The organism is Vibrio sp. Vb0667 (genome assembly GCF_033391095.1).
On the sequence record NZ_JAWPOL010000001.1, the window covers coordinates 561422 to 584031 of the forward strand.

Sequence of the window (22610 nt, forward strand, 5' to 3'; positions counted from 1 at the left end):
ATTATTACTGGGGAAGAAATAGAATCTTCTTTTTTCTTCCCCATATGTGTCACATAGGTATTACGCGCTTGCGTAAATAACGCTGCCGCCTTTTATAGTGTCAATGATCTCGCGAGACAACTTCTCTGGTAAAGCAGGGCAACCCCAGCTGCGTCCGAGGTATCCATTCTTCTTGATAAAGGAAGGGTTTGCGTAATCGGCACCGTGCACGACAATGTAACGCTCGCGAGCTTTGTCGTTTAATCCAGAGCTTAGCCCATCTAATCGAAGTGAATAGCCATTTGAGCCGTAGTAAGTGGTATCAGTCAAAAAAGTGCCCAATGATGTTTTTCGCGAGTTCACGACATTTGAAAACTGTGTCGCTGTTTTCTTTCCGCTGTTCACGCCGTGAGAAACATACGTATTGTAGATTAGCTTCTTTTTATCTAAATCAACCACATAAAAACGCTTTTCAGTTGATGGTTTACTATAGTCGATGATCGTTAGTACCGACTTCTTTCTATCGGGTGTCTTCTGATAAGCGATGTAAGCGTCACTGAACAACTTAAAGTCTACTATGCCATCTAGCTTGGCTTGTTTAAACACATGTTCAACTTGCTTTGGTCGTAAATGATCCCTGGGTTCGTTATCTGATTGTTTTGCAAAAGCAAAAGGTGAGACAGACAACAGCGCACATGTAAATAATAAAATTAACTTTTTCATCTTGGCTAAATAAAACTCTATGGTGTTACAAATTTACCGATTGCTTCATGCATTCGTTAAAACAACATGCACATCAATATAATTCTATTCCCAATGTTTCTTATTGCACGCTTAGGTGCTTGATATTGGGTTGACGATAAGTTTTCGAGTTAAAAACTAACTAATTGAAACTTATATAAAATATGAAGTTTAACGATGGTTTCTATAAACTTCGGCGTAAATAATATCTGATATATGTAATTAATAAAACTGTGTTTAAGGATATTTGTGAAGTTGCTAATTTATAAAAACGGCGTTTTATTTTTCGTACTTTAGAAACTCTTTTTATTTCAATGTGTTTTCTTTTTCTACGCTTTATCCAATACCTCAAAAGTTTGTGATTTAACTCGTAACAAATCGTAACGCCGAATCGTTATGTGTATAAGTGCATTTATAATGTATGAATAAACAACAGGGTGGTAAGAAAAGGCAGTAAAACAGCGGTGAATCGGTTGTTTTTAATTCACGATTGACAAAGCCAAGTCTAAGTCGTACAAAAATTGAACTTGTGAATGTATCGTTTAAGTGAGAGTGATGAGCTCGACAAAAGTGAAGTGATGCGTGCTATTGTTTATTCTCTAATTTATTCGATTACATAAGGAAGGGTACATAGTAAAAATTGAAAAAATAATTCTATCGTGTGGATTAAAATATATAAATAATAAAACTTAGAAATTAAAATATAAGAACGCCAGATCTGAATTCATTAAATTTTTGAACATGAAAGTAAACTCTATCTATTATGTTTGGTTTGGTTTGGTTTGGTTTGAAAGCGCTCAAATTGATTTAAGGACGGTTATGACAGCATTTAATAAAGTGTTTATTGTCACTCCCAATGTTAATGATTTTGCAATGTTGCGAGAGTCGTCATTGGAAATGTCTCTTCAAGTAACGGCAAGCAAACCTATCCAACTCTATGGAGAGCCTGTTAAAGCCAGTTGGAAAAGTATTGATATTGAATGGTTAGACGTTAAGGGTGAAAAGCCATTACCCAGGCCTGATATTGCAGCATGGGGATCTTTTACTCTTGCTGTATCCGCTTCTATTGCGGATAAGCTCGATGTGTTGAGCGAGAATGTCGAATTTTTACCATTAAATCTACAAGGAAAGCCTTGGCGAGCATTAAACATTGTCACTCAAATTGATGCCATTGATACCTCTGCTACCGAGTATAATCTTCGTCATGGTAAGCTAAGTCGTGCTAGACCGTTTAAGAAACTCGTTTTGAATAGAGAAGCCGTTAATGAATCTGACTTGTTCAGAGTAAAAGGTGCTGGGCTCAGAACGTTTTGCACGGACAAAAAAGGTGGCTTGTACGATAGCGTCAAAGCGCTGAATTTGACCGGTTTGGATTTCAAGGAAGTGCTGGTTTAAAAACGAATAAATAGTGATTTACTCAACTAAAGTCATAGATATAGGTATGGGGGAACAAAAGCTGAGCATCTATCAATGAAGCTCATATACAGCTAAATACAGCCGCCACAGTTGTGACTGCTGTACGTCTCCCCTTAACTTATGTTCTTGAAACCCTAATTGAGCTGACCATGGACGCATCAAATCGACTGTCGTCATTTGCCGATTGCCACCACAAGCTCAATTGTTCTTTAGTCATTGGTTTGCCAAATAAATAGCCTTGCATATAGTCGCAGCGGTATGCCGATAGCCATTCATGCATCATATTGTGTTCAATACCTTCTGCTGTAACCGTTTTATTTTGGGCATGGCATAGCTCAATAATAGGTTTGATCACATGGCCGTTGTTGGTCTTCATCAATGTAACGAGGAACTCTCGATCAAATTTGATTTTTTGAACCGGATACTGAACGAGCTGAGTTAACGATGTGTAACCAGAACCAAAGTCATCAATTGCAAGACGGTAGCCACGTTTTGATAGCTCATCAAGTAGAGCCGTGCCTTGTTGTTCTGCGGCAAAGGTTTCGGTTATTTCTATCTCAATACATTCTGGTTTAACACTGTGCAGTGTCGCTTGTTCATGGATGTAGTTTGCCATTTCTATCGAGTTTAGCTCTGCTGACGAAAGATTGACCGAAAGAACAATATCCTTACCGAAAATATTCCTTAATTGATGGTATTCCGCCGTTGCATTGGCGAAAACCCAGCGGTCAATTTTATCAAATAATCCGGCTTGCTCTGCAATTGGAATAAACTCCTTTGGAGGGATAGGGCCGATACCTTCGGCTTCCCAGCGCAACAAGACTTCTAACCCCTCAATTTCGTTGCTTCGATTGTTCATATAGGGTTGAAAAACAAGGTGAAATTCTTCCTCTACATTGCTTTTTCGGAGCGCACGTTCAAGTTGACTTCGTCTTTGAGACTCAATATTGAGAGCGGCTGAATAATAGGCGTATTGATTTTTCCCTGCCCGTTTTGCTTGATACATAGCCGCATCGGCACTGGAGAGTAACTTCGCGATGTCAGTACCGTCTTGAGGATATTGTGCAATACCTACGCTTGCCGTAACGGGAAATGAATTACTCCAAGATGAACTGAGATTACTAATCGGTTTTAGTAACTCTGATGCAAGCAAATCAGGCAAGCGTTTTACCTCTTGATTTGAGCTCAGCAAAATTGCAAATTCGTCACCAGATAACCTGGCGGCAAAGCAGGGGCTGTTGTAATCGTGCGAGAACTTTTGACAAGCATTCTTGATGTGTGATGAGAACACTTTTAATAAGTTATCTCCCAATTCATGCCCGTATTTATCATTCACGTATTTAAAGTTATCAAGATCGACGTAAACAACCCACAGAAACTGCGAAGGGGAGATAATTTCACGAGTGGCAAGCTCATGAAAACGATGGCGATTGGCGAGTTGCGTCAGGTGATCCGTTTCAGCTAGGCGTTTTGTCTTTTTATAGATGACATTAAGTTCCTCATACATATCAAAAAAGCGTGCAGAGAGGCGTCCTATTTCATCGTTTGTTTCTAGCTTTTCAATATTGTCACGTTGATTAGATTCAAGTTCGTTCAGCTGCTTATCAAGGCGAGAAACAGGGCGCAACACATAGCGGTACAACACCAAAATGATTAATGTGATAGTGAAAAACGCCGCTACGCCAAAGGAGAAAGCAAGTTCTAGCCACACTTTATCGACTTTATTCCACATTAAATATTCGGCAGGAGAAAGCACGGCATAAAAGTGCGGCAGCAGCTCAATGGTTTGAGCGAGAGGAATATCAAGATAAATGGGTTTATCGGCGAAAGTAATCACGCTGTGCGTGTCAAACTCGATGTCATGCTTAATCTCGTTAAAGGCTTCAAGTGATACGGAAACTACCACAAAAAACACATTTTTCGAGTCAAAGCTCAAAGGGTGAGTCCCCGTTCTTTTGTCGACGACCTCATATTGAAGAAGAATGCTTTGTCCACTGGAGTTATAAATAAAGCCAGTGTGACTGAAAGCCTCTCTCTCATTGAAACTTCGTGATATGTACTCTAACACCTTTGGGTCGACCACGCCCGATGATTCGTAATACTTGTTTTCTGTGTAGTAGAGAAGGTTTTGTTTTCCGTCGAGGATCGCCATGCTCGCATCGCCTTTGTAACCATGGCTTAATACTTCAGCGGTCTCGTCTAATCGGTTAAACAAGACTCGTTCACGATAGGGGTTGTTATGATTTACCAAATAGTCTTGTAATACATCACTTTTACTGAGTGTATAGGCATAACTATTAAGAAAAATATTCGCTTGTCGAAACTGCCCGGCGAGCTTTTCCATTTGCAACTGAATATAGCTGTCTTCCCGCTTGATGAGCGTCACTTTTTGAATGCTATAAATAATATAGCTAGATACTAACGCGCTTAATAAGATCACTGGCGCGACAAGCAAAATGACTCTATTGCTTAACTTCATTATGGTTCTTAGTTTCCGTTTGTGTCCCTACAAACGTCGCGTACCAGGTAAGGTACTGAACGGATGATGTATTTTGGCAAATTGTAACCAGATTGTAAGGTGAGCGTTCTCCAAAATCAGGCAGCTATCTAAGAATTGTGATGACGTGAAAGGTTTCGAGCTTATTAACTAGAGGTTTTCTCAGTAGTTGGACGTCTCTTTTCCTCCCTCCCTGTATAAAACCTAACTGTAATGACAGGGAAATACCATCATCGAAACGTTTCGATGATAAAGTGTGACTCAAGTGCACTTTTCCTATTCAATGACAATTGAATTACAGATCATTCTCACACCTTATCGATCTCACACTGGTCAAATTGCGATGACGAATTATTATTTCATCGAAACGTTTCGATGAGTTTTCTGTTAATAACGAAAACACTTTAAAACAGGCGCTCATGGTTGTATGAACGTGTAACCGAAAGGTCGATGAGATGAAAAAAAGTACCCTAATTAACTCAGATATTTCTTACTTGGTGGCGACGCTAGGCCACACTGACGAGATCACGATATGTGATGCTGGTCTACCAATCCCAGAGCATGTTCAGCGAATCGATTTGGCGCTAACGCATGGGGTACCAAGTTTTCTTGATACTGTTCGCGTAATTCTATCTGAGTCCCAAATCGAAGGGGTCATCATTGCGGAAGAGTTCTCTGATGCAAGCCCAGTTTTGCATGAAGCGTTGCTCAACGAACTGAGCAAAGAGAGTGAAGAAACGGGCAAATCTATTGAAGTGAGCTACGTGTCACATGAAGCGTTTAAAGCACGCACGGCCCAAAGTCGCGCTATCGTAAGAACCGGCGAATGCTCGCCATATGCGAACGTTATTTTCCAAGCGGGCGTGGTTTTTTAAGCCAGAGATATTGAGGACAGATTATGACTCAAGCCATTCTACAACTAAGCGAAATTGAGAAGGCGTTTCCGGGCGTAAAAGCACTCGACAAAGCAAGCCTGAATGTTTATCCAGGCCGTGTTATGGCGCTGATGGGTGAAAATGGAGCAGGCAAGTCAACGTTAATGAAGGTGTTGACAGGCATTTACCACATGGATGCGGGGAGCATTCAATATCAAGGTCAGCCGGCGGCCTTTAAAGGGCCACGCGATTCACAGGAAGCTGGTATTAGTATTATTCACCAAGAGCTGAACCTGATTCCTGAACTGACGATTGCCGAAAATATTTACTTGGGACGAGAGTTCACTGGATCCTTAGGGCGTATCCAGTGGGGCAAAATGTATGACGAAGCTGACAAGCTTTTAAAACGTCTCAATGTCAAGCACTCATCAAAAACATTGCTTGGCGATTTAAGCCTTGGTGAACAACAAATGGTGGAAATTGCAAAGGCACTTTCGTTTGAGTCGAAAGTCATCATTATGGATGAGCCAACGGACGCATTGACCGATACCGAAACGGAATCACTGTTTAAAGTGATTAATGAGCTTCGCGAGCAAGGATGCGGCATCGTATACATTTCGCATCGTCTTAAAGAAATCTTTGAAATCTGTGACGACATTACCGTACTTCGTGATGGTAAGTTTATCGGTGAGTGCAAGGTGTCCGACACTGATGAAGATGGCCTAATTGAAATGATGGTTGGCCGAAAATTAGAAGAGCAATATCCACGTATTGATGTCCAACATGGCGAAACTTGTCTTGAAGTCATTGGTTTGACTGGGTCTGGCGTTCAGGATGTGAGCTTTACTCTCAAGCGTGGTGAGATTCTTGGAATTTCTGGCTTGATGGGCGCAGGCCGCACTGAACTCATGAAAGTCATTTACGGCGCATTACCTAGTGAGCATGGTGTTATCAATCTTGATAACAAAACTATTAACCCGGTTAGCCCGCAAGATGGCTTGGCAAATGGTATCGCTTACATCTCTGAAGATCGCAAAGGCGATGGTTTGGTTTTAGGTCTTTCGGTTAAGGAGAACATGTCACTTTGTTCGCTAAACCAGCTGACCAAAGGCTTCCAGATTCAACACAGCGACGAAGTGATTGCTGTGGAAGATTTTATTAAGTTATTCAACATTAAAACCCCAACGCGAGATCAAATCATCGGCAACTTATCTGGTGGTAACCAGCAAAAAGTTGCGATAGCGAAAGGGTTAATGACGAAACCTAAAGTTCTGATTCTGGATGAGCCGACACGTGGTGTTGATGTCGGAGCAAAAAAAGAGATTTATCAGCTCATCAACAAGTTTAAGGCCGAAGGCATGAGCATCATCTTGGTTTCTTCCGAGATGCCTGAAGTGCTCGGCATGAGCGACCGTATTTTAGTGATGCATGAAGGTCGTATCACTGGCGAATTTGATGCGAAAGACGCCGATCAAGAAAAATTACTCGCCTGTGCCGTAGGCAAAGAGATCAATGAGGAAGCAGCATGAGTACGAATACCATGAGCAAACCAACCGAAACGAGCAACAAGAAGTTGTTCACAAAAGAGTGGCTGATTGAACAAAAGTCACTGATAGCTCTGATCTTTCTGATCGTTGTTGTGTCATTTTTGAACCCGAACTTCTTTACGGTCGACAACATTCTCAACATTCTTCGTCAAACCTCCGTGAATGCCATTATCGCAGTGGGTATGACATTAGTTATTTTAACAGCAGGCATCGACTTAAGTGTTGGTTCGGTATTGGCATTGTGTGGTGCCTTTGCGGCAAGCATGATTGCGCTTGAGGTTCCGGTGCTAGTGGCGGTTCCAACTGCTTTAGTCGCAGGTGCAGCGTTAGGTGCGATCAGCGGTATCATTATTGCGAAGGGTAAGGTGCAGGCATTTATCGCTACGCTGGTTACCATGACGTTACTACGCGGTGTGACCATGGTGTACACCGAAGGTCGTCCAATCTCGACAGGCTTTACTGACACCGCGGATGCGTTCGCATGGTTTGGTACTGGCTACGCGCTAGGCATTCCAGTTCCTGTTTGGTTAATGGTGGTTGTGTTCGCTGCGGCTTGGTATTTACTAAACCACACGCGCTTTGGTCGCTATGTTTACGCACTAGGCGGCAATGAGTCTGCGACTCGCCTATCAGGTATCAATGTAGACCGAGTGAAGATTGGTGTCTACGCCATCTGCGGTATGTTAGCAGCGCTTGCAGGCATTATTGTAACGTCTCGTCTTTCTTCGGCGCAGCCAACAGCGGGTATGGGCTACGAGCTAGACGCTATCGCAGCGGTTGTTCTTGGCGGTACCAGCTTGATGGGCGGTAAAGGCCGTATCATGGGTACCTTGATTGGTGCGCTGATCATCGGTTTCTTGAACAATGCACTTAACCTACTTGATGTTTCTTCTTACTACCAAATGATTGCAAAAGCAGTGGTTATCTTGCTTGCGGTATTGGTAGACAACAAAAACAAGTAATTCATAACAATCTGTATATATAACAGTGAATACAAACCGAGTCAGGGGACGTGTACTGGCTCACCCTACACAAAGGACTAGAACGATGAAAAAACTTGCAACTCTTATCTCTGCTGCACTTCTTTCTTCAACCGTATCGGTAGCGGCGCAAGCTCAAGATACCATGGCGATTGTGGTTTCGACGCTAAACAACCCGTTCTTCGTAACGATGAAAGACGGTGCGGAAGCAAAAGCGAAAGAATTGGGGTACGACTTAATTGTACTGGACTCGCAAAATGACCCGAGTAAAGAACTGTCGAACATCGAGGATTTAAGTATTCGCGGCGTAAAAGCAATTCTTATCAACCCAACGGATTCTGATGCAGTGTCTAATGCAATTCGTATGGCGAACCGTTCTAAGATCCCTGTGTTGACATTAGACCGTGGTGCAAGCCGTGGTGAAGTTGTGAGTCACATCGCGTCGGACAACGTAATTGGTGGTGAAATGGCAGGCCACTACATCATGGAAAAAGTCGGCGAAAAAGCAAAAGTCATTCAACTTGAAGGTATTGCGGGCACATCGGCAGCGCGTGAGCGCGGTGAAGGCTTTATGAATGCCGTGAAGGGCAGCGATATGGATCTTCTTGCTAGCCAACCAGCTGACTTTGACCGCACAAAAGGTCTAAACGTAATGGAAAACCTGCTAGCGGCTAACCCGGATGTACAAGCGGTATTTGCACAGAATGATGAAATGGCGCTAGGTGCACTTCGCGCAGTTCAAGCTTCTGGCAAAGATGTCGTTATCGTTGGTTTTGATGGTACGGAAGACGGCATTGCAGCAGTTAACCGTGGCAAACTAGCGGCAACTATTGCTCAGCAACCAGACCTTATCGGTGCTTTAGGTGTTGAAACGGCTGACAAAGTTTTGAAAGGTGAAGAAGTAGAAGAGTACATCCCAGTACCACTAAAAGTAGTCACTAAGTAAGTTTCAAGTTCCAATAAATCATCCTAATTTTTGCTCTCTCCTCCGTTTATATCTGTCGTTTAGGAGGTGAGGGCAAATTTACCCAAAATACTGCAAAGTGTGGGGTATAGATGCCTTTGGCTTTTTATCGAGACTCCTTCGTCAGGAAGAGAAGTTAAAGTCATCTAATGTATTTTCCTAAACAGTTTTTAAAAAGGGTTCATTCAGAACCGAGGATAACCGTATGAATAAGTTAGTGGTGTTAGGTAGTGTAAACGCTGACCATGTTCTTCAAGTGCCTTCTTTCCCTCGCCCAGGCGAGACGCTGCATGGTCGCAACTATCAAGTTATCCCAGGTGGCAAAGGTGCCAACCAAGCCGTCGCGGCGGCGCGATTAAATGCAGACATAGGTTTTATCGCTTGTGTGGGCGACGACTCATTCGGCATTAACATTCGCGAAAACTTCAAAATGGACGGCATCGATATCACTGGTGTGAAGATGCAGCCAAATTGCCCGACAGGTATCGCGATGATTCAAGTGTCGGACAGTGGTGAGAACAGCATTTGCATTTCAGCTGAAGCAAACGCCAAACTGACAGCAGAAGCGATTGAGCCAGATTTAGAGCGTATTCGCCAAGCAGATTACTTGCTAATGCAATTGGAAACGCCGATGTGCGGCATTGAGAAAGCTGCGCGTGTAGCGAAAGATGCCAAAACCAATGTCATTCTGAACCCAGCGCCAGCTCGCGAACTGTCAGATGAATTACTGTCTTGCATTGACGTGATTACACCAAATGAAACGGAAGCTGAAGTTCTGACAGGTATTACTGTAACAGACAACGAAAGCGCGCAAGAAGCGGCGAATGTGCTACATGGTAAAGGTATAGAAATCGTCATGATCACACTCGGTGCAAAAGGCGTTTGGTTAAGCCAAAACGGTCGAGGCGAAATCATCTCGGGTTTCCGCGTTGAAGCGACGGATACTACCGCAGCGGGCGATACATTTAATGGGGCATTCGTCACTGGTCTCCTAGAAGATTTACCTTTAGAATCAGCGATTAAGTTTGCACATGCGGCGGCTGCAATTTCTGTGACCCGCTTTGGCGCGCAAACGTCGATTCCAACCCGCGAAGAGGTGGACGCGTTTCTCGCTGAACAATAAGGCGCACAACGCCTCATTAAAATAGGAGTAGTAACATGGCGACGATGAAAGACATCGCAAAACTGGCAGGGGTTTCCACTTCAACAGTGAGCCATGTTATTAACAAGACGCGTTTTGTGAGCGAAGAGATCTCTGAACGCGTTAACAATGCCGCAAAAGAGCTTAACTACTACGCGCCCTCTGCGTTGGCGCGTAGCCTCAAAGTCAATCGTACCAAAACCATTGGTATGCTCGTGACAACCTCAACCAACCCATTCTTTGGCGAAGTCGTAAAAGGCGTAGAGCGCAGCTGCTACCAAAAAGGCTACAGCCTCATTTTATGTAACACCGAGGGTGATAACGAACGTATGCGTCAATCCATTAATACGCTATTGCAAAAGCGTGTCGATGGTTTGATCTTGATGTGCTCGTCGCTAGAAGGAGAGCGTATCGATGTATTTGAGCGTTACCCAGATATCCCAGTTGTGGTAATGGACTGGGGGCCGATGCTATTTACAAGCGATAAAATCCAAGACAACTCACTTCGTGGCGGTTACTTAGCGGCGAAATACTTAATTGATTGCGGCCATACCGAAATTGGGTGCATCACTGGCCCTTTGATTAAACACCAAGCGCAAATGCGATACGAAGGTTATAAGCGAGCAATGAACGAAGCTGGCTTGGAATTTAATGCCAATTGGATCATTGAGTCTGACTTCGAATGTGAGGGTGGGTATCAAGCGTTCAAAAAAATGGCTCAGCGTGGCGCATTACCCAGCTCGATTTTCGTCTCTAACGATATGATGGCGATGGGTGTGATTAACGCCGCAAATGAGCTCGGTATTAAAGTGCCGGACGACCTATCCATTATTGGTTACGATGACATCCATATCGCGAAATTTATGTCGCCATCGCTAACTACCATTCATCAGCCTAAGTACCGTTTGGGGCAGGCTGCCGTTGAGACTCTTGTCCGAAAGTTGGATGAAAAATCAACAGAGGCACAGGTCGTACAATTAGAGCCGACTCTAGTGGAACGAAAAAGCGTCAAGAGGTTAAAGTCAAACCTCACTGAATGACGTGTGATGTTGAGCTAAAAAATTAAAAAAGTCGTTTCTCTTTATACGATAAAGCCTTACTATCGTCGTTGATTATAAATAAAACTATTAATTGTTGTCTGGCGGATTAGTTAAATGTTATCAAAAGGTTACGCTAAGTTATCTGTAAAACACCCTTGGTTTCACCGAGTTAATGTTATTACAGTTGTATTGATTTTTTTTGTGAGCTGCTATCAGCTACTGGTTAATGAAGCATTTGAGTACGCAATTGGCTTTATTATTACACTTTTGGCGTCAGCTTTATTTGCATCAGCTTCTGCATTCAAAAAACGCTATCTAGGCTTGGACTCATAGGCACGTCTATTTCCAACACCGTTCAATAGCATCATTTATTGCTTTCAAGTAAACATTGAACTGAATTATGATCGAGTGCATCAAGAGGAGGACAAATGTCCTCCTTTTTGTTGGGGATCACGCTCTAATATAAGCGTATTCCAAACAAAATAATAAAGGACATGTTATGGACCTCTTTGCCTTACTCGATATTAATAATACTCTCGTTAACATTCCGATTGGCGACGGCTACGCAATGAGCTGGATCGAAGCTTTCGGTACCGTTTTTGGACTGCTTTGCATTTGGTTTGCCAGCCAAGAAAAAACCATCAACTACTTATTCGGTTTGCTGAATGTCACGCTTTTTGCCGTTATCTTTTTTCAAATTCAGTTATACGGATTATTGCTTCTTCAATTGTTTTTCTTCTGTGCGAACATTTACGGCTGGTATGCGTGGACTCGTCCAAACGCACAAGGTGAAACGCTGGAGGTTCGCTGGTTAAATAAACAGAAACTTATTACTACTGCCTCTATTAGCGTTGCATGTATCGCATTATTAACGATCTATATCGACCCATTTTTCTTTGCGCTAGCAAACATTGCTGTTGATAGCTTGAATCTCTTTGGTGCTGACTTGGCTGAACCGGTGCTTGAACCTGACGCGTTCCCGTTCTGGGATGCAACCATGACAGTACTTTCTGTTGTTGCACAAATTCTGATGACACGTAAATACGTCGAAAACTGGATTCTATGGGTTGTGATTAATATTATCAGTGTGGGTATCTACGCGACGCAAGGTGTTTACGCAATGTCTGTTCAGTACGCGATTCTTATGTTCATCGCTGCCAATGGCACGCGTGAGTGGGCTCGTAGCGCTAAGCGCAATGGCGATAAAACCTTAGCGCACGCTGCTGCGTAAGGAACGAAAAATGGCCAAACAACCTCATATCGGAGTGGATGAAACACAAATCGCTCCCCTCGTTATTGTATGCGGCGAGCCAGATCGAGCGAATCGTATCGCGGCATTATTTGATGATGCAGAAATGGTGTCGGAAAACCGCGAGTACCGTGTGTTTACCGGCAACTACAAAGGCAAGCCTGTTTCAGTATGTAGTACAGGTATAGGTGCGCCATCGATGATCATCGCAGTGGAAGAGCTAAAACAGTGCGGTGTGACTCATGTGGTACGCGTTGGATCTGCGGGGGCAATGCAATCAGGCATTCATCTTGGCGAGTTGATCATTGCCGAAGGCGCGGTAAGAGATGAGGGCGGCTCTAAAGCGTATGTCGATTCGTCTTATCCAGCCTACGCAAGCTTTTCACTGTTAAAGGAAGTTGAGCGTTACTTGTCGATGCAAAAAGTGCATTATCATTTTGGTGTGGTGCGTTCTCACGACAGTTTCTATACCGATGACGAGGATGCAATATGCCAACATTGGAACAAGAAAGGCATCTTAGGTGCAGATATGGAAACCTCTGCGCTGTTTACGGTCGGTCGACTACGAGGCCTTCATGTGGCTTCGATATTAAACAACGTGGTGCTGTATCAACAAGATGTGAAAGAAGGGGTTGGTCAGTACGTTGATGAGGCCAAAGTAATGATGCAAGGTGAGAAGAGTGCCGCGATTACGGCATTAGAAGCCTTGGTTGCTCAGCGTTAGCCAGTCTCTATCTCAGTAAGTCACATAAACAGAATAGATGTAAAGCGACAGGTCACTGTCGCTTTTTTATTTGGAGTTACGGGGTACAATCCACCTTAAATAGTTGTCCGTAACTTTTTCTGAGAGAGCAGAAAATGAAAATCAGCCCTTATCCGACTGGTCGCTTCAAAACATACCTTGAAGAAAAGAGTGCCACCTTTCGCGATTTGATTTATCAATGCCAAATAAATTCGCGTTACTTTGATGCTGGGGAAGCAATTCTCCGCCAAGGTGAGCAACTTCAGTACTTGTATGTTGTGCCAGTAGGTCGAGTCTCGATGAACATATTGGCCGCAAATGGACGACGTTTTCAATTAGGGGAAGCTAACTGCGACTATCATATTTATGGTGAAATGGAGTTCTTCACTCAGACTCCTTGTCAATGGAATGTGATAGCAGATGAACATATGCAGGTTGATGTTATCTGTATCCAAAAACTAACCGAAGCACTGCAAAATTATCCCCAAATGATGGTGTTCTTCGCTTCAGCATTGGCTGAGGATTATCAAGACTCCATGGATATCTACACTAATCGTTTGTTGCATCCCATTACTTACAACATTGCCTATGATCTTCTCGTCCGTAATCAGACGGATAAGTTGCTTGGTGGTTTTGATAAAGTGAACCAAGAGGCTGAGCGGTTTGGTACCTCAGGCCGAGTCTATCGACGTGCAGTTAAGGACTTGATTGAAAAGGGATTGATTACAAAAACGGACAACGGTTTGGAGATTATTGATGAGCTGGCACTCAAAGCGTTTATTGAAGCGCATGAATGATACGCCCAGGTATTGGAACTGATGGGTTTTATAAGTCTTTGATATATCTAAGTCTTGAGTAAACGTAACTAATGTAAAGTACCTTAAATTTTGTTGAATGCATTAAAGAGTAGCGTTATATTGCGAACGCGTATGATAATAGATCTCATTAAGGCTTAACAAAATGAAAAAATTCGTTGGTGCGGCTATGCTGTCGTTATTTACTGTTTCTCCTTCTTTCGCTGCTAAAGTTGTGATTGACCACTACATGGGTCAAACAGAGCTAGAACAATCCCCAGAGCGTGTGGTTGTGATTGGCTTTGGCCCGCTAGATGCGTTGGACAACTTTGGTATCGATCCTGTTGCAGTATCTAACTCTTCTAATCTTCCTAGTTACCTTTCAAAATACAGCAAAGATAACTACACCTCTGCGGGTAGTTTGTTTGAACCTGATTTTGAAACCATCTACATGCAAAAACCGGATTTGATTTTGGTTGGTCCGCGAGCGTCTGCGAAATATGAAGAGCTGAGTGAAATTGCCCCTACAGTTGTTTTTGCGGCGAAAGAGAACCAAGGCTATTGGGAAGGCACGCAAGCGCAATGGCGCAATATTGGTAAGATCTTTAATATCGAAGAAAAAGTAGAGCAGAAAATTGAAGCGCTAGATGCTCAATTCAAAGCAATCCGTGACTACAACCAATCGAACAAAAATGATGCATTAACGATTTTGAGCATGGGTGACAACATCAGCGCGTTTGGTGCCCAGTCGCGATTTGGCGTCATTTATAACGACTTTGGCTTCTTGGAAACGGTTGAGCACGTGAAAACGGGCACTCACGGAGATGTCATTTCTTATGAGTTTATTCGTGAAGCTAACCCGAAAAATATTCTCGTGGTTGACCGAAATTCTCTGACAGGTACGCCGGATAACGATATTCGTAAATCCATGGATAACGACTTAGTCAAAGCGACTGCGGCATATAAAAATCATAAAATCACTTATTTAGATGTGGACGCGTGGTACTTGTCGATGTCTGGTGTGACAGCAACAGAAAAAATGGTCAGTGAGATAAAGCAAACCGTTGAACTGTAATCCAAGATAGCAGAGGTTAACTTTGAAGAAGTTATTGCTAACCCTTGTGGTTTTAAGCACGGTTTCGTTATTTGTTGGGGTGGCAAACATGACGCCCCAACAACTCTTTTCAGGTGATGAGAAAGCATTAGAACTTTTCTTTACCAGCCGTATACCACGTTTATTTGCCATATTGCTTGCTGGTGCTGGCTTGAGTATTGCGGGTCTTGTCATGCAGCAAATCAGCCAGAACCGATTTGCGGCACCTTCTACAACTGGTACGATCGAATGTGCCATGCTGGGCTATGTACTGAGCGTGGTTTTCTTTGGTAATGATAATCACCTTTGGCTCGTGTTCGGCATCTCGGTATTTGGGACGCTGGCGTTTGTTTTCTTTATTCAGCGCATTCAATTTAAGAGCGTGGTTTTTGTGCCACTTGTCGGGATTATTTTCGGCAATGTCATCCAATCCATGACTACGTTTATCGCTTACAAATATGATGCACTTCAAAGTCTGAATGCTTGGACAGTCGCAAACTTCGCCAACATCTTGCGTGGTGATTTTGAACTGCTGTACATCGCGGTACCAATGGTTATCCTCAGCTATCTTTTTGCCGCAAGGATCTCTGCCGTAGGTATCGGAAAAGATTTCGCGATTAACTTGGGTTTGAATTATCAGCAGGTTGTGACGATTGGCGTGCTATTGGTGTCCATCATGTCAGCAAGTGTCGTGATGATTGTTGGCCAGTTGCCATTCTTAGGGCTGATTGTACCGAATCTCGTGAGTCACTTTTATGGCGATAACCTCAAAAAGAACATTCCGCTTACGGCCATGTATGGGGCCATTTTAGTGTTGTGTTGCGATTTGGTGAGTCGTTTAATTATTTTCCCTCATGAAATGCCAATCTCTATCGTGATTAGCATATTGGGTGGCGTGGTATTCATCGCAATGTTGTTGCGAGGTAAGCAACATGCGTGATTCAACGAAAATCCTGCTGCTAGGTGGCATTGCGATTCTTTTCGCGTGTCTGTTTATTGGTATTGGGCTAACGGCTGACAACTACCAATATTTTTTGTCTCGTAGAGTTCCTAAAGTATTGGCGATAGTGCTAGCGGGTGTGGCCATTGCTCAGTCTTCACTTGTATTTCAAACCATTACGCACAACCGAATTTTAACGCCAAGTATCATGGGTTTTGATGCGCTGTATGTGTTAACCCAAATTTTGATCGTGTTGATTTTTGGTGGGTTGAGTACCTTAGTTCTTAACTTGTACGTCAATTTCGCGATTGCAGTAATTGTAATGGTGTCGTTTTCGCTACTGCTGTTTGGGTTTTACTTTTCAAAAGGCAGCAAGAACTTGATTACGTTGCTATTGGTCGGCTTGATCTTTGGTCAGCTATTTTCCAATGCGGCGTCATTCTTTTCTTTGCTGATGGACCCAAACACATATGCAATTGTTCAGTCGAAACTGTACGCCAGTTTCAATAATGTCAAAGTGAACTTGGTTTACTTTAGTGCTCCGGCTTTGATGTTTGCATGTTGGTTGTTGTTTAGGATGCATCGCACTTTAGATGTGTTTTGGCTCGACCAAGACAATGCGAAAAGTTTGGGTGTTGATGTACCTAAAGTGACGAGAAATGTGTTTATTATCTCGGCGGTTTTGATTGCTATTTCTACGGCTTTGGTAGGGCCAATCATGTTCTTTGGTTTACTAGTGACCAACTTAAGCCGAGAAATGTTCCGAAGTTACCAACATAAAACGCTATTGGTCGGATGTTCGTTTCTATCCATCAGTTCACTACTTGCTGGGCAATGGATAATCGAAAACGTGTTCAGTTTTGAGACGACGTTGAGTGTCGTAATTAACTTTATCGGCGGTGCGTATTTCTTATACCTGCTGCTGAAAAACAAAGTTGTATAAATATGATAGTAATAGATAAATTAACGAAGGCTTTCGGTTCAAACAAAGTCGTAGACGAGGCCAATACTCAGTTTGAAAAGGGCAAGGTAACATCGATTATCGGTCCAAATGGCGCGGGAAAGAGCACGCTGTTATCTATGGCCTCGCGCTTAACGGAGCGAGATGGCGGTAGTGTTATCATTGATTGCAAGGAAATCGCGGAATGGGACACAAAAGAGCTAGCGAAAAAACTGGCAGTACTTCGCCAAGCTAACTCGATTACAATGCGGTTTACCGTAAAAGAGTTAGTCTCTTTTGGTCGTTTCCCATACTCTAAAGGAAATCTGACTAAAGAAGATCATGAGGTCATAGAAAAAGCGATCGACTACTTAGATTTGCAAGATATTCAAGACAAATACTTGGATGAATTAAGTGGTGGTCAGCGACAGCTTGCATTTATTGCTATGGTGATTGCACAAGATACAGATTATGTCTTTCTTGATGAACCTCTTAATAACTTAGATATCAAACACTCTCTTCAGATCATGAAAGTTGTGCAGCAGTTAGCCCATGACATGAATAAAGCTATGGTGGTCGTGATTCATGATATTAATTTCGCGGCGTGTTACTCAGATGTCATATTGGCGCTTAAGAAAGGTAAAGTTGTGGCGAGTGGTGCGGTTGAAGAGGTTATTCAAGCGTCTACGCTAGAGGACATCTACGAAACGCCATTTAACATCATAGAGTTAAACGGTAAGCGTATGTGTACTTATCATTAAGCGAGCTAGTTCGTTTTTAACGAGATCAATAGATAGGCGGGCTTACTTGGTGAGCTCGTCTATGATTGGGCATCGGCTCTCTGCATCTCCAGGACAAGAAGAAACCCAACCTTCAAGTTGCGTTTTGATCTCCATGAGGTGTGCAATTTTTTCTTCAACCTCTCTCAGTTTGTCCATGGTTCTTGCTTTTACTTCGCTACTTTTGCGGTTGGGGTTATGAGCAAGTTGTACGAACTCTTTGCATTCTTGCAACGAAAAGCCTGCGCTTTTTGCGCGTGATACCAAGTTAAGCTCTTGAATATGATTATCTGAATATTCGCGATAGCCAGAGTCGCTGCGCGCTGGTGGAGATATGATCCCTTTGTCTTCATATAATCGAATCGACTTAGATGAAAGCCCTGTGAGCTTCGCGACAGCACCAATATTCATGTTTAACCTCCATAACGTTTAAGGCGAGTATATACCGATGTTGTGGATAAGACACTCCTAAATAACAGTCAGTTACCTAGAGTCCCCTTACTCTTTAATCACTTCATGTGGTGGCACACCAAATGCCTTTTTGAAGGCATAAGTGAAGTTAGAAGGGTGGTGGTATCCGGCTTCATAGGCGGCTTCTGTTATCGTCACTAGGCCACGTTCCAAATGTTGCCTAGCAATCTCAAGACGTCGAAAACGAATGTAGCCATTTATGGTCATATTAAGTGATTGTTTAAATCGGCGCTGCAGGTTTGAAACACTCATTGAGAATTGGCTCGCCAACTTTTCCAAGCGTAGTTCTTGATCAAGGTGAGTTTCAATATAGCTGACAATATCCTCAATCCGACCGTCAATGTGTCGTTCAATACTGCTGTTTTTAGCACTGAAATTCTTAGGAATTTGCTTGGTGGCTTGATGTAAAATTTGATAGATCAAGCTTTCGACCTCTAGCTTCTCTTGGAACTCTTGCGGTGTTTCTCTATTTGTTAACGTGTCAGCCAGCTCGCATAGCGTCTGGTTAAGCTCCAACTGTTGAAACGCCTGATGAGAGTTAAAAAAGGCTCGATGGCTACAATTTTGCTCAAGGCGGGCCTCTAGCCATTGGGGCTTAACCAATATGTTGATCTTATTAATGAGGTTATCTTTGAGCAGTGAACGACGAAAATTTGCAGGTTTGAGTAAGTTCACCACTACACCCTTAGGGCCGTCGCTCGCGTCTAAATCAAATTGCAAATCGTCGTAGCCAAACGAGAGTCTACCTTCTAAAAGAATAGTGACCAGCAGTGAGGCGTGTGCAGTAGAAACAATATTCGAATCAATAAGTTCTAGACAACGCCCGCCATGAACAAAAATTTGATCATTATACTGATATGATAGGAACTTACCTTCGGCCAGTTGAGTTTGACAAGGTTGGCCTTGCGTGACAATCCATTGTTTCTCTGTCGCCTCTAGTCTTTGGGTTAAAGCTATCTTGGCAATTTTAGTTCGTTTTGTTGTGACTTCCTGCATTTGACACTTCCTCATAACACTTGTGCGATTTCGCATAACCAAATCGCCTTTGTATTTATAAAACTCATGCTTATTATACCTGAGAATCATTATCATTAATATTTAGGAATGAAGTTATGGAAAGCCCTGCTTGTTCACCTATCAAGCTTTCAAGCCTTTGCCTTGCAGTGGGAATGGCGCTATCAACCCCTGTTTTAGCTCAAGATACTGAGTCACATTTTGAAGAGGTCGTTGTATGGGGAACGAAAGTTTCCAGCAACACTGAGTCGATGTTTGCGGACGACATGTCACTGAAGCAAGCGGATCATATGTCTGATTTACTGCGCGATATTCCCGGTGTGGATGTTGGTGGAACACACTCTGTGAATCAACGTATTACGATTCGTGGTTTGAGCGAAACCGATTTGGACATTCGTCTTGACGGTGCTTCTCAGCATGCGAGCATGTTCCATCATATTGGTAACTTGACGTTGAACCCTGACATTCTCAAATCTGCGGACATTCAGGTAGGTAATAACTCTGTGACTCAAAACGGGTTAGGCGGTTCGGTCTACTTTGAAACGAAAGACGCTCGTGACTTACTTCGTTACGATGAAAAGTTTGGTGCGCGTGTTTATGGCGGCTATGCATCCAACGACAACCAACAAGGTTCGTTGACACTGTACGGACTTTTGTCCGAAAACATTGATGCGATGGTCTATGGCCATTACGTTACGCGTGATGATTTTGAAGATGGTGATGGCAATAAAACCTATGGTGCTGCAGGTGATGTTTACAACATTCTGGCTAAGCTGGGGTATGAACTAAATGACATCCATCGTTTTGAGCTCTCTTATGACATGTACCGAGACAGTGGAGATTACAGTCCGCGTCCTGATATGTCTGGTAGTGCAAATAATAGCCTGTCGAGCAAGTTACTTATCCCTACGGATTATGACCGCGATACCGTTACCTTGAGTTACGAGTTGCGAGGCGAACAACACCAAGGAAACGTCACTCTTTATAATACCGAGACAGAAATTAAACGTGACGAAACGGTGATGGCCCCTCGTTGGCCCTCGAACCGTTTATCAAAGAACACCGCCAAAAACCAAAACTTTGGTTTGAATGGCAAATTCCAGTCAGATGTTATGTTAGGTGAGTTTGATAATCGAGTCACTTATGGCTTCGACTACATGGATAAAACGTCTTCGAGTTACTACGGTAGTCGTAAGTTTATGGACGAATCGGCGATTTCAACCGCACTGTTTGTAGAAGATCAGTTCTTCTTCTCTGATGCCTTCTTTATTACTGCAGGTATGCGCTTTGATGATTACAAACGCAAAGCTGAGACAGGAAACAGTAATTATGATGATGTGACTTGGGCTCTAGCAGCAGAATGGGCGGTGACGCAAGATTGGACGTTGTTTGCGAGTGCACGCTCTCTATTTAAAGGTCCAGAGCTAATGGAAACCTTTATTGCTTACCAAGACGTTGCATTTTTAGAGGATGGGTTAAAGCCAGAAACGGGATTGAACACGCAGGGTGGTGTTCGTTTTGATAAAACCTTTGATAAGCATTTCTTTGGGGCGAATATTACGATATTCCAAACGGAAATTGATGATTACATTGCAGACCAGTACCAAAACGCGACTCAAACTTACCTGATTTACAACTTAGGTGATGTTGAGATTAAAGGCTTTGAGGCAAGTGCTTCTTATGGTTACGACAAGTTTAACAGCAAACTTTCTTACTCTAAGTCGGACACCAAAAACAAGAATACTGGTGGTCCTGTTGCTGGGGGCAATGGGCGTAGCATTGATATGGGTGATAGCATTGCTCTAACTTTGGATTACCAGTCAGACGCTTTAGAAACGATCTTCGGGTGGAACTCAATGTTTGTTCTAGAGGAAGACAACGTCTTTGATGGTCAGCCAAAGAAAGCAAGTTATGATGTGCATAATCTATACGCTCAATGGGTGCCGTCTGATATTGATGGACTGTCGGTGACCTTTGGTATTGATAATGTATTTGACGAGTTGTACAGCTCTCATGCGTCTCGTTCGGGTACTGCACGTGGCTTCACGCTTGATGACTACGAGCCGGGTCGCAACTTCAAGCTCTCTGCAGCTTATCAATTCTAACAAGGTTCTTCATAGGACGTTTCAAAGTAACGAGTAAGTTCATGATTAAAGAAAGCACCCGAATAGATAGTAAACACGCTGACAAATACTTAGTGACGCTTTGTCGGCATTTTGGACGAAAGGTTCCTGCTACTTGGAATGAAAATAGCGGTTTGGTGACATTTCCGACGGGAAAAGCGGAGTTTAACCTTTGTGCATCTAGCCTAACTATAACCTGTGAGGCGGATTCAGAAGAGAAACTGAATACGGTTAAGGCGATCATTTCATCGCATGTGGACATGTTTTCTCGTCGAGAAACATTAGCACTTAGCTGGGTTCGTTAGCGCTCGTTTAGGGATGCTGTGATAGAAGTGGAATATTAAAAGCAAAAGCCCGCAATCTTATGATTTGCGGGCTTTTATTGTTTGAATGCTATTGCGCTTTCTCAGGCTCTAGGCTTTTTTTTTCCTGCTGCATTTTTGCTAGGAAGTAGATGTTAACGCAAGCAATAAAACCGTTAGTTAATACTACAGGCCAAGAATCAATCATTAGTCCGTAAGCGGTAAATAGCGCACAACCAATAAAGTTAAGGATACGAAGCTTAACAATATCTTTCATAGTTAGCGAAATAGCGACCATGATTGAAGCTGCATAACCTAAAATCTCAACCATATTCATGTCCATTTTTTGACCCTCTTAAAATCTGCCGAATTTTGTCGGTACCAATTCTTCTCATCTTGAGATTAATGAGGAAGCTCCATGCCTCGAATGGTCTTTTTTTGTTGTATGGACGCACTATATCAATGGAAAAACCGTGATAAAAGCCTCAAATCAAGGTTAAGAGAAGGTTAGCGATTACGCAAACGTTTAGGACTGGAATTACTGATAATTTTACTTATTGTGTTGATTGATAATAACGATGACATTAATAGCTCAAACACCATTGAAAGTAAGGGAATATTTACATATCATTGAAAATGATAATTATTTTCAAGTGCTGTGTTTATGTATTTTATTATTAGCTTGCTCGTGTTTTTTTTGCTGTATATCAGAACAAAACCGAACTCGTGGTGTGCGGGGATTCATATCGTAAGCCACTTTTTTATCGTTGCATTTTGTCCTGCAATTTATGTTGTTCAATATTTAATCGTTACGTTTTTTTCGTCACCGATATTGATTAAGCTGTCATCACGCTCCGGTGTATACAACATTCTCATTGCTTTTCTTCCATTATTGATCGCAACCGGCAGTCTGGCGTTTAGCTGAATGATTTCATCTCTCTTCTTTTCTTAAAACAACTACACTTAATCAGAATAAGGTATCA

General features: G+C 42.7%; 21 protein-coding genes. 16 read left to right on the forward strand and 5 right to left on the reverse strand.

Features of this window, described 5'->3' with window-relative positions:
- Positions 1 to 60 precede the first annotated feature (60 nt).
- On the reverse strand, positions 61 to 702 hold the full coding sequence (locus R8269_RS02465) for a murein L,D-transpeptidase catalytic domain family protein (RefSeq protein WP_005373154.1): 642 nt from the start codon (positions 700 to 702) through the stop codon (positions 61 to 63).
- An 837-nt stretch (positions 703 to 1539) separates the two neighbouring features.
- Between R8269_RS02465 and R8269_RS02470 the strand changes: the two genes are divergently transcribed.
- A complete protein-coding gene (locus tag R8269_RS02470) occupies positions 1540 to 2115 on the forward strand; it encodes an imm11 family protein (RefSeq protein WP_258474102.1) in 576 nt (191 codons plus the stop codon).
- Between the two features lie 139 nt (positions 2116 to 2254).
- Here R8269_RS02470 and R8269_RS02475 read toward each other — a convergent pair whose 3' ends face one another.
- Positions 2255 to 4615, reverse strand: a complete 2361-nt coding sequence (locus tag R8269_RS02475) for an EAL domain-containing protein (protein ID WP_258477058.1) — start codon at positions 4613 to 4615, stop codon at positions 2255 to 2257.
- A gap of 473 nt (positions 4616 to 5088) precedes the next feature.
- On the opposite strand from R8269_RS02475, the gene rbsD reads away from it, so the two are divergent.
- The 13 genes from rbsD to vctC all read left to right on the forward strand — a co-directional run bounded on the left by rbsD (position 5089) and on the right by vctC (position 17699).
- Complete coding sequence (gene rbsD, locus R8269_RS02480; protein ID WP_005382620.1) at positions 5089 to 5508, forward strand: D-ribose pyranase; 420 nt, start codon at positions 5089 to 5091, stop codon at positions 5506 to 5508.
- A gap of 23 nt (positions 5509 to 5531) precedes the next feature.
- A complete protein-coding gene (gene rbsA, locus R8269_RS02485; protein ID WP_005373147.1) occupies positions 5532 to 7037 on the forward strand; it encodes a ribose ABC transporter ATP-binding protein RbsA in 1506 nt (501 codons plus the stop codon).
- Complete coding sequence (gene rbsC / locus R8269_RS02490; RefSeq protein ID WP_005373145.1) at positions 7034 to 8017, forward strand: ribose ABC transporter permease; 984 nt, start codon at positions 7034 to 7036, stop codon at positions 8015 to 8017. The genes rbsA and rbsC overlap by 4 nt, the downstream gene beginning before the upstream one ends.
- Before the next feature lie 85 nt (positions 8018 to 8102).
- Positions 8103 to 8981: a ribose ABC transporter substrate-binding protein RbsB gene (rbsB, locus tag R8269_RS02495; protein WP_005373143.1), complete on the forward strand. Its 879-nt coding sequence runs from the start codon at positions 8103 to 8105 to the stop codon at positions 8979 to 8981.
- Between the two features lie 223 nt (positions 8982 to 9204).
- Positions 9205 to 10122 (forward strand): ribokinase, encoded by a 918-nt coding sequence (gene rbsK / locus R8269_RS02500; protein ID WP_047101385.1) that lies wholly within the window; start codon positions 9205 to 9207, stop codon positions 10120 to 10122.
- Positions 10123 to 10157: 35 nt separating this feature from the next.
- A complete protein-coding gene (locus R8269_RS02505; protein WP_005373138.1) occupies positions 10158 to 11180 on the forward strand; it encodes a substrate-binding domain-containing protein in 1023 nt (340 codons plus the stop codon).
- A 499-nt stretch (positions 11181 to 11679) separates the two neighbouring features.
- A complete protein-coding gene (gene pnuC / locus R8269_RS02510; RefSeq protein WP_017820308.1) occupies positions 11680 to 12411 on the forward strand; it encodes a nicotinamide riboside transporter PnuC in 732 nt (243 codons plus the stop codon).
- Between the two features lie 10 nt (positions 12412 to 12421).
- Entirely contained in the window at positions 12422 to 13153 is a 732-nt protein-coding gene (locus R8269_RS02515; RefSeq protein WP_017635382.1) for a nucleoside phosphorylase, read from the forward strand.
- A 134-nt stretch (positions 13154 to 13287) separates the two neighbouring features.
- On the forward strand, positions 13288 to 13968 hold the full coding sequence (locus R8269_RS02520; RefSeq protein ID WP_085569088.1) for a Crp/Fnr family transcriptional regulator: 681 nt from the start codon (positions 13288 to 13290) through the stop codon (positions 13966 to 13968).
- A 163-nt stretch (positions 13969 to 14131) separates the two neighbouring features.
- Positions 14132 to 15040 carry a siderophore ABC transporter substrate-binding protein gene (locus R8269_RS02525; RefSeq protein ID WP_005376635.1) on the forward strand — a complete coding sequence of 303 codons (909 nt, stop codon included), beginning with the start codon at positions 14132 to 14134 and terminating at the stop codon, positions 15038 to 15040.
- Between the two features lie 22 nt (positions 15041 to 15062).
- The gene (gene vctD, locus R8269_RS02530; RefSeq protein ID WP_017820306.1) at positions 15063 to 15998 is read left to right on the forward strand and encodes an iron chelate uptake ABC transporter permease subunit VctD; all 936 of its coding nucleotides are present in this window, start codon (positions 15063 to 15065) and stop codon (positions 15996 to 15998) included.
- Entirely contained in the window at positions 15991 to 16941 is a 951-nt protein-coding gene (vctG, locus tag R8269_RS02535; RefSeq protein ID WP_005376631.1) for an iron chelate uptake ABC transporter permease subunit VctG, read from the forward strand. Before vctD ends, vctG begins: the two co-directional genes overlap by 8 nt.
- Before the next feature lie 2 nt (positions 16942 to 16943).
- Positions 16944 to 17699 carry an iron chelate ABC transporter ATP-binding protein VctC gene (gene vctC, locus R8269_RS02540; RefSeq protein WP_005376629.1) on the forward strand — a complete coding sequence of 252 codons (756 nt, stop codon included), beginning with the start codon at positions 16944 to 16946 and terminating at the stop codon, positions 17697 to 17699.
- Between the two features lie 42 nt (positions 17700 to 17741).
- Here vctC and cueR read toward each other — a convergent pair whose 3' ends face one another.
- Both cueR and R8269_RS02550 read right to left on the reverse strand, forming a co-directional pair.
- The gene (cueR, locus tag R8269_RS02545; protein ID WP_005376627.1) at positions 17742 to 18128 is read right to left on the reverse strand and encodes a Cu(I)-responsive transcriptional regulator; all 387 of its coding nucleotides are present in this window, start codon (positions 18126 to 18128) and stop codon (positions 17742 to 17744) included.
- Positions 18129 to 18215: 87 nt separating this feature from the next.
- On the reverse strand, positions 18216 to 19184 hold the full coding sequence (locus R8269_RS02550) for a helix-turn-helix domain-containing protein (protein WP_005376626.1): 969 nt from the start codon (positions 19182 to 19184) through the stop codon (positions 18216 to 18218).
- 116 nt (positions 19185 to 19300) lie between these two features.
- Here R8269_RS02550 and R8269_RS02555 point away from each other — a divergent pair, with 116 nt between their 5' ends.
- Together R8269_RS02555 and R8269_RS02560 are read left to right on the forward strand one after the other, a co-directional pair.
- Positions 19301 to 21307, forward strand: a complete 2007-nt coding sequence (locus R8269_RS02555; protein ID WP_005376624.1) for a TonB-dependent siderophore receptor — start codon at positions 19301 to 19303, stop codon at positions 21305 to 21307.
- A 41-nt stretch (positions 21308 to 21348) separates the two neighbouring features.
- Positions 21349 to 21630 (forward strand): DUF2218 domain-containing protein, encoded by a 282-nt coding sequence (locus R8269_RS02560; RefSeq protein WP_258477046.1) that lies wholly within the window; start codon positions 21349 to 21351, stop codon positions 21628 to 21630.
- Positions 21631 to 21718: 88 nt separating this feature from the next.
- On the opposite strand, the gene R8269_RS02565 is transcribed toward R8269_RS02560, so the two are convergent.
- Positions 21719 to 21970, reverse strand: coding sequence for a YgjV family protein (locus R8269_RS02565; RefSeq protein ID WP_005376619.1), 252 nt, complete (start codon positions 21968 to 21970; stop codon positions 21719 to 21721).
- Positions 21971 to 22610: the final 640 nt, after the last annotated feature.

Coding starts and splice junctions, on each gene's coding strand:
- R8269_RS02465 (WP_005373154.1), bottom strand. CDS start 702: ATGAAAAAGTTAATTTTATTATTTACATGTGCGCTGTTGTCTGTCTCA.
- R8269_RS02565 (WP_005376619.1), bottom strand. CDS start 21,970: ATGGACATGAATATGGTTGAGATTTTAGGTTATGCAGCTTCAATCATG.
- R8269_RS02525 (WP_005376635.1), top strand. CDS start 14,132: ATGAAAAAATTCGTTGGTGCGGCTATGCTGTCGTTATTTACTGTTTCT.
- R8269_RS02555 (WP_005376624.1), top strand. CDS start 19,301: ATGGAAAGCCCTGCTTGTTCACCTATCAAGCTTTCAAGCCTTTGCCTT.
- vctC (WP_005376629.1), top strand. CDS start 16,944: ATGATAGTAATAGATAAATTAACGAAGGCTTTCGGTTCAAACAAAGTC.
- R8269_RS02560 (WP_258477046.1), top strand. CDS start 21,349: ATGATTAAAGAAAGCACCCGAATAGATAGTAAACACGCTGACAAATAC.
- R8269_RS02515 (WP_017635382.1), top strand. CDS start 12,422: ATGGCCAAACAACCTCATATCGGAGTGGATGAAACACAAATCGCTCCC.
- R8269_RS02550 (WP_005376626.1), bottom strand. CDS start 19,184: ATGCAGGAAGTCACAACAAAACGAACTAAAATTGCCAAGATAGCTTTA.
- R8269_RS02470 (WP_258474102.1), top strand. CDS start 1,540: ATGACAGCATTTAATAAAGTGTTTATTGTCACTCCCAATGTTAATGAT.
- rbsD (WP_005382620.1), top strand. CDS start 5,089: ATGAAAAAAAGTACCCTAATTAACTCAGATATTTCTTACTTGGTGGCG.
- rbsB (WP_005373143.1), top strand. CDS start 8,103: ATGAAAAAACTTGCAACTCTTATCTCTGCTGCACTTCTTTCTTCAACC.
- rbsK (WP_047101385.1), top strand. CDS start 9,205: ATGAATAAGTTAGTGGTGTTAGGTAGTGTAAACGCTGACCATGTTCTT.
- R8269_RS02520 (WP_085569088.1), top strand. CDS start 13,288: ATGAAAATCAGCCCTTATCCGACTGGTCGCTTCAAAACATACCTTGAA.
- cueR (WP_005376627.1), bottom strand. CDS start 18,128: ATGAATATTGGTGCTGTCGCGAAGCTCACAGGGCTTTCATCTAAGTCG.
- rbsC (WP_005373145.1), top strand. CDS start 7,034: ATGAGTACGAATACCATGAGCAAACCAACCGAAACGAGCAACAAGAAG.
- vctG (WP_005376631.1), top strand. CDS start 15,991: ATGCGTGATTCAACGAAAATCCTGCTGCTAGGTGGCATTGCGATTCTT.
- R8269_RS02475 (WP_258477058.1), bottom strand. CDS start 4,615: ATGAAGTTAAGCAATAGAGTCATTTTGCTTGTCGCGCCAGTGATCTTA.
- pnuC (WP_017820308.1), top strand. CDS start 11,680: ATGGACCTCTTTGCCTTACTCGATATTAATAATACTCTCGTTAACATT.
- rbsA (WP_005373147.1), top strand. CDS start 5,532: ATGACTCAAGCCATTCTACAACTAAGCGAAATTGAGAAGGCGTTTCCG.
- R8269_RS02505 (WP_005373138.1), top strand. CDS start 10,158: ATGGCGACGATGAAAGACATCGCAAAACTGGCAGGGGTTTCCACTTCA.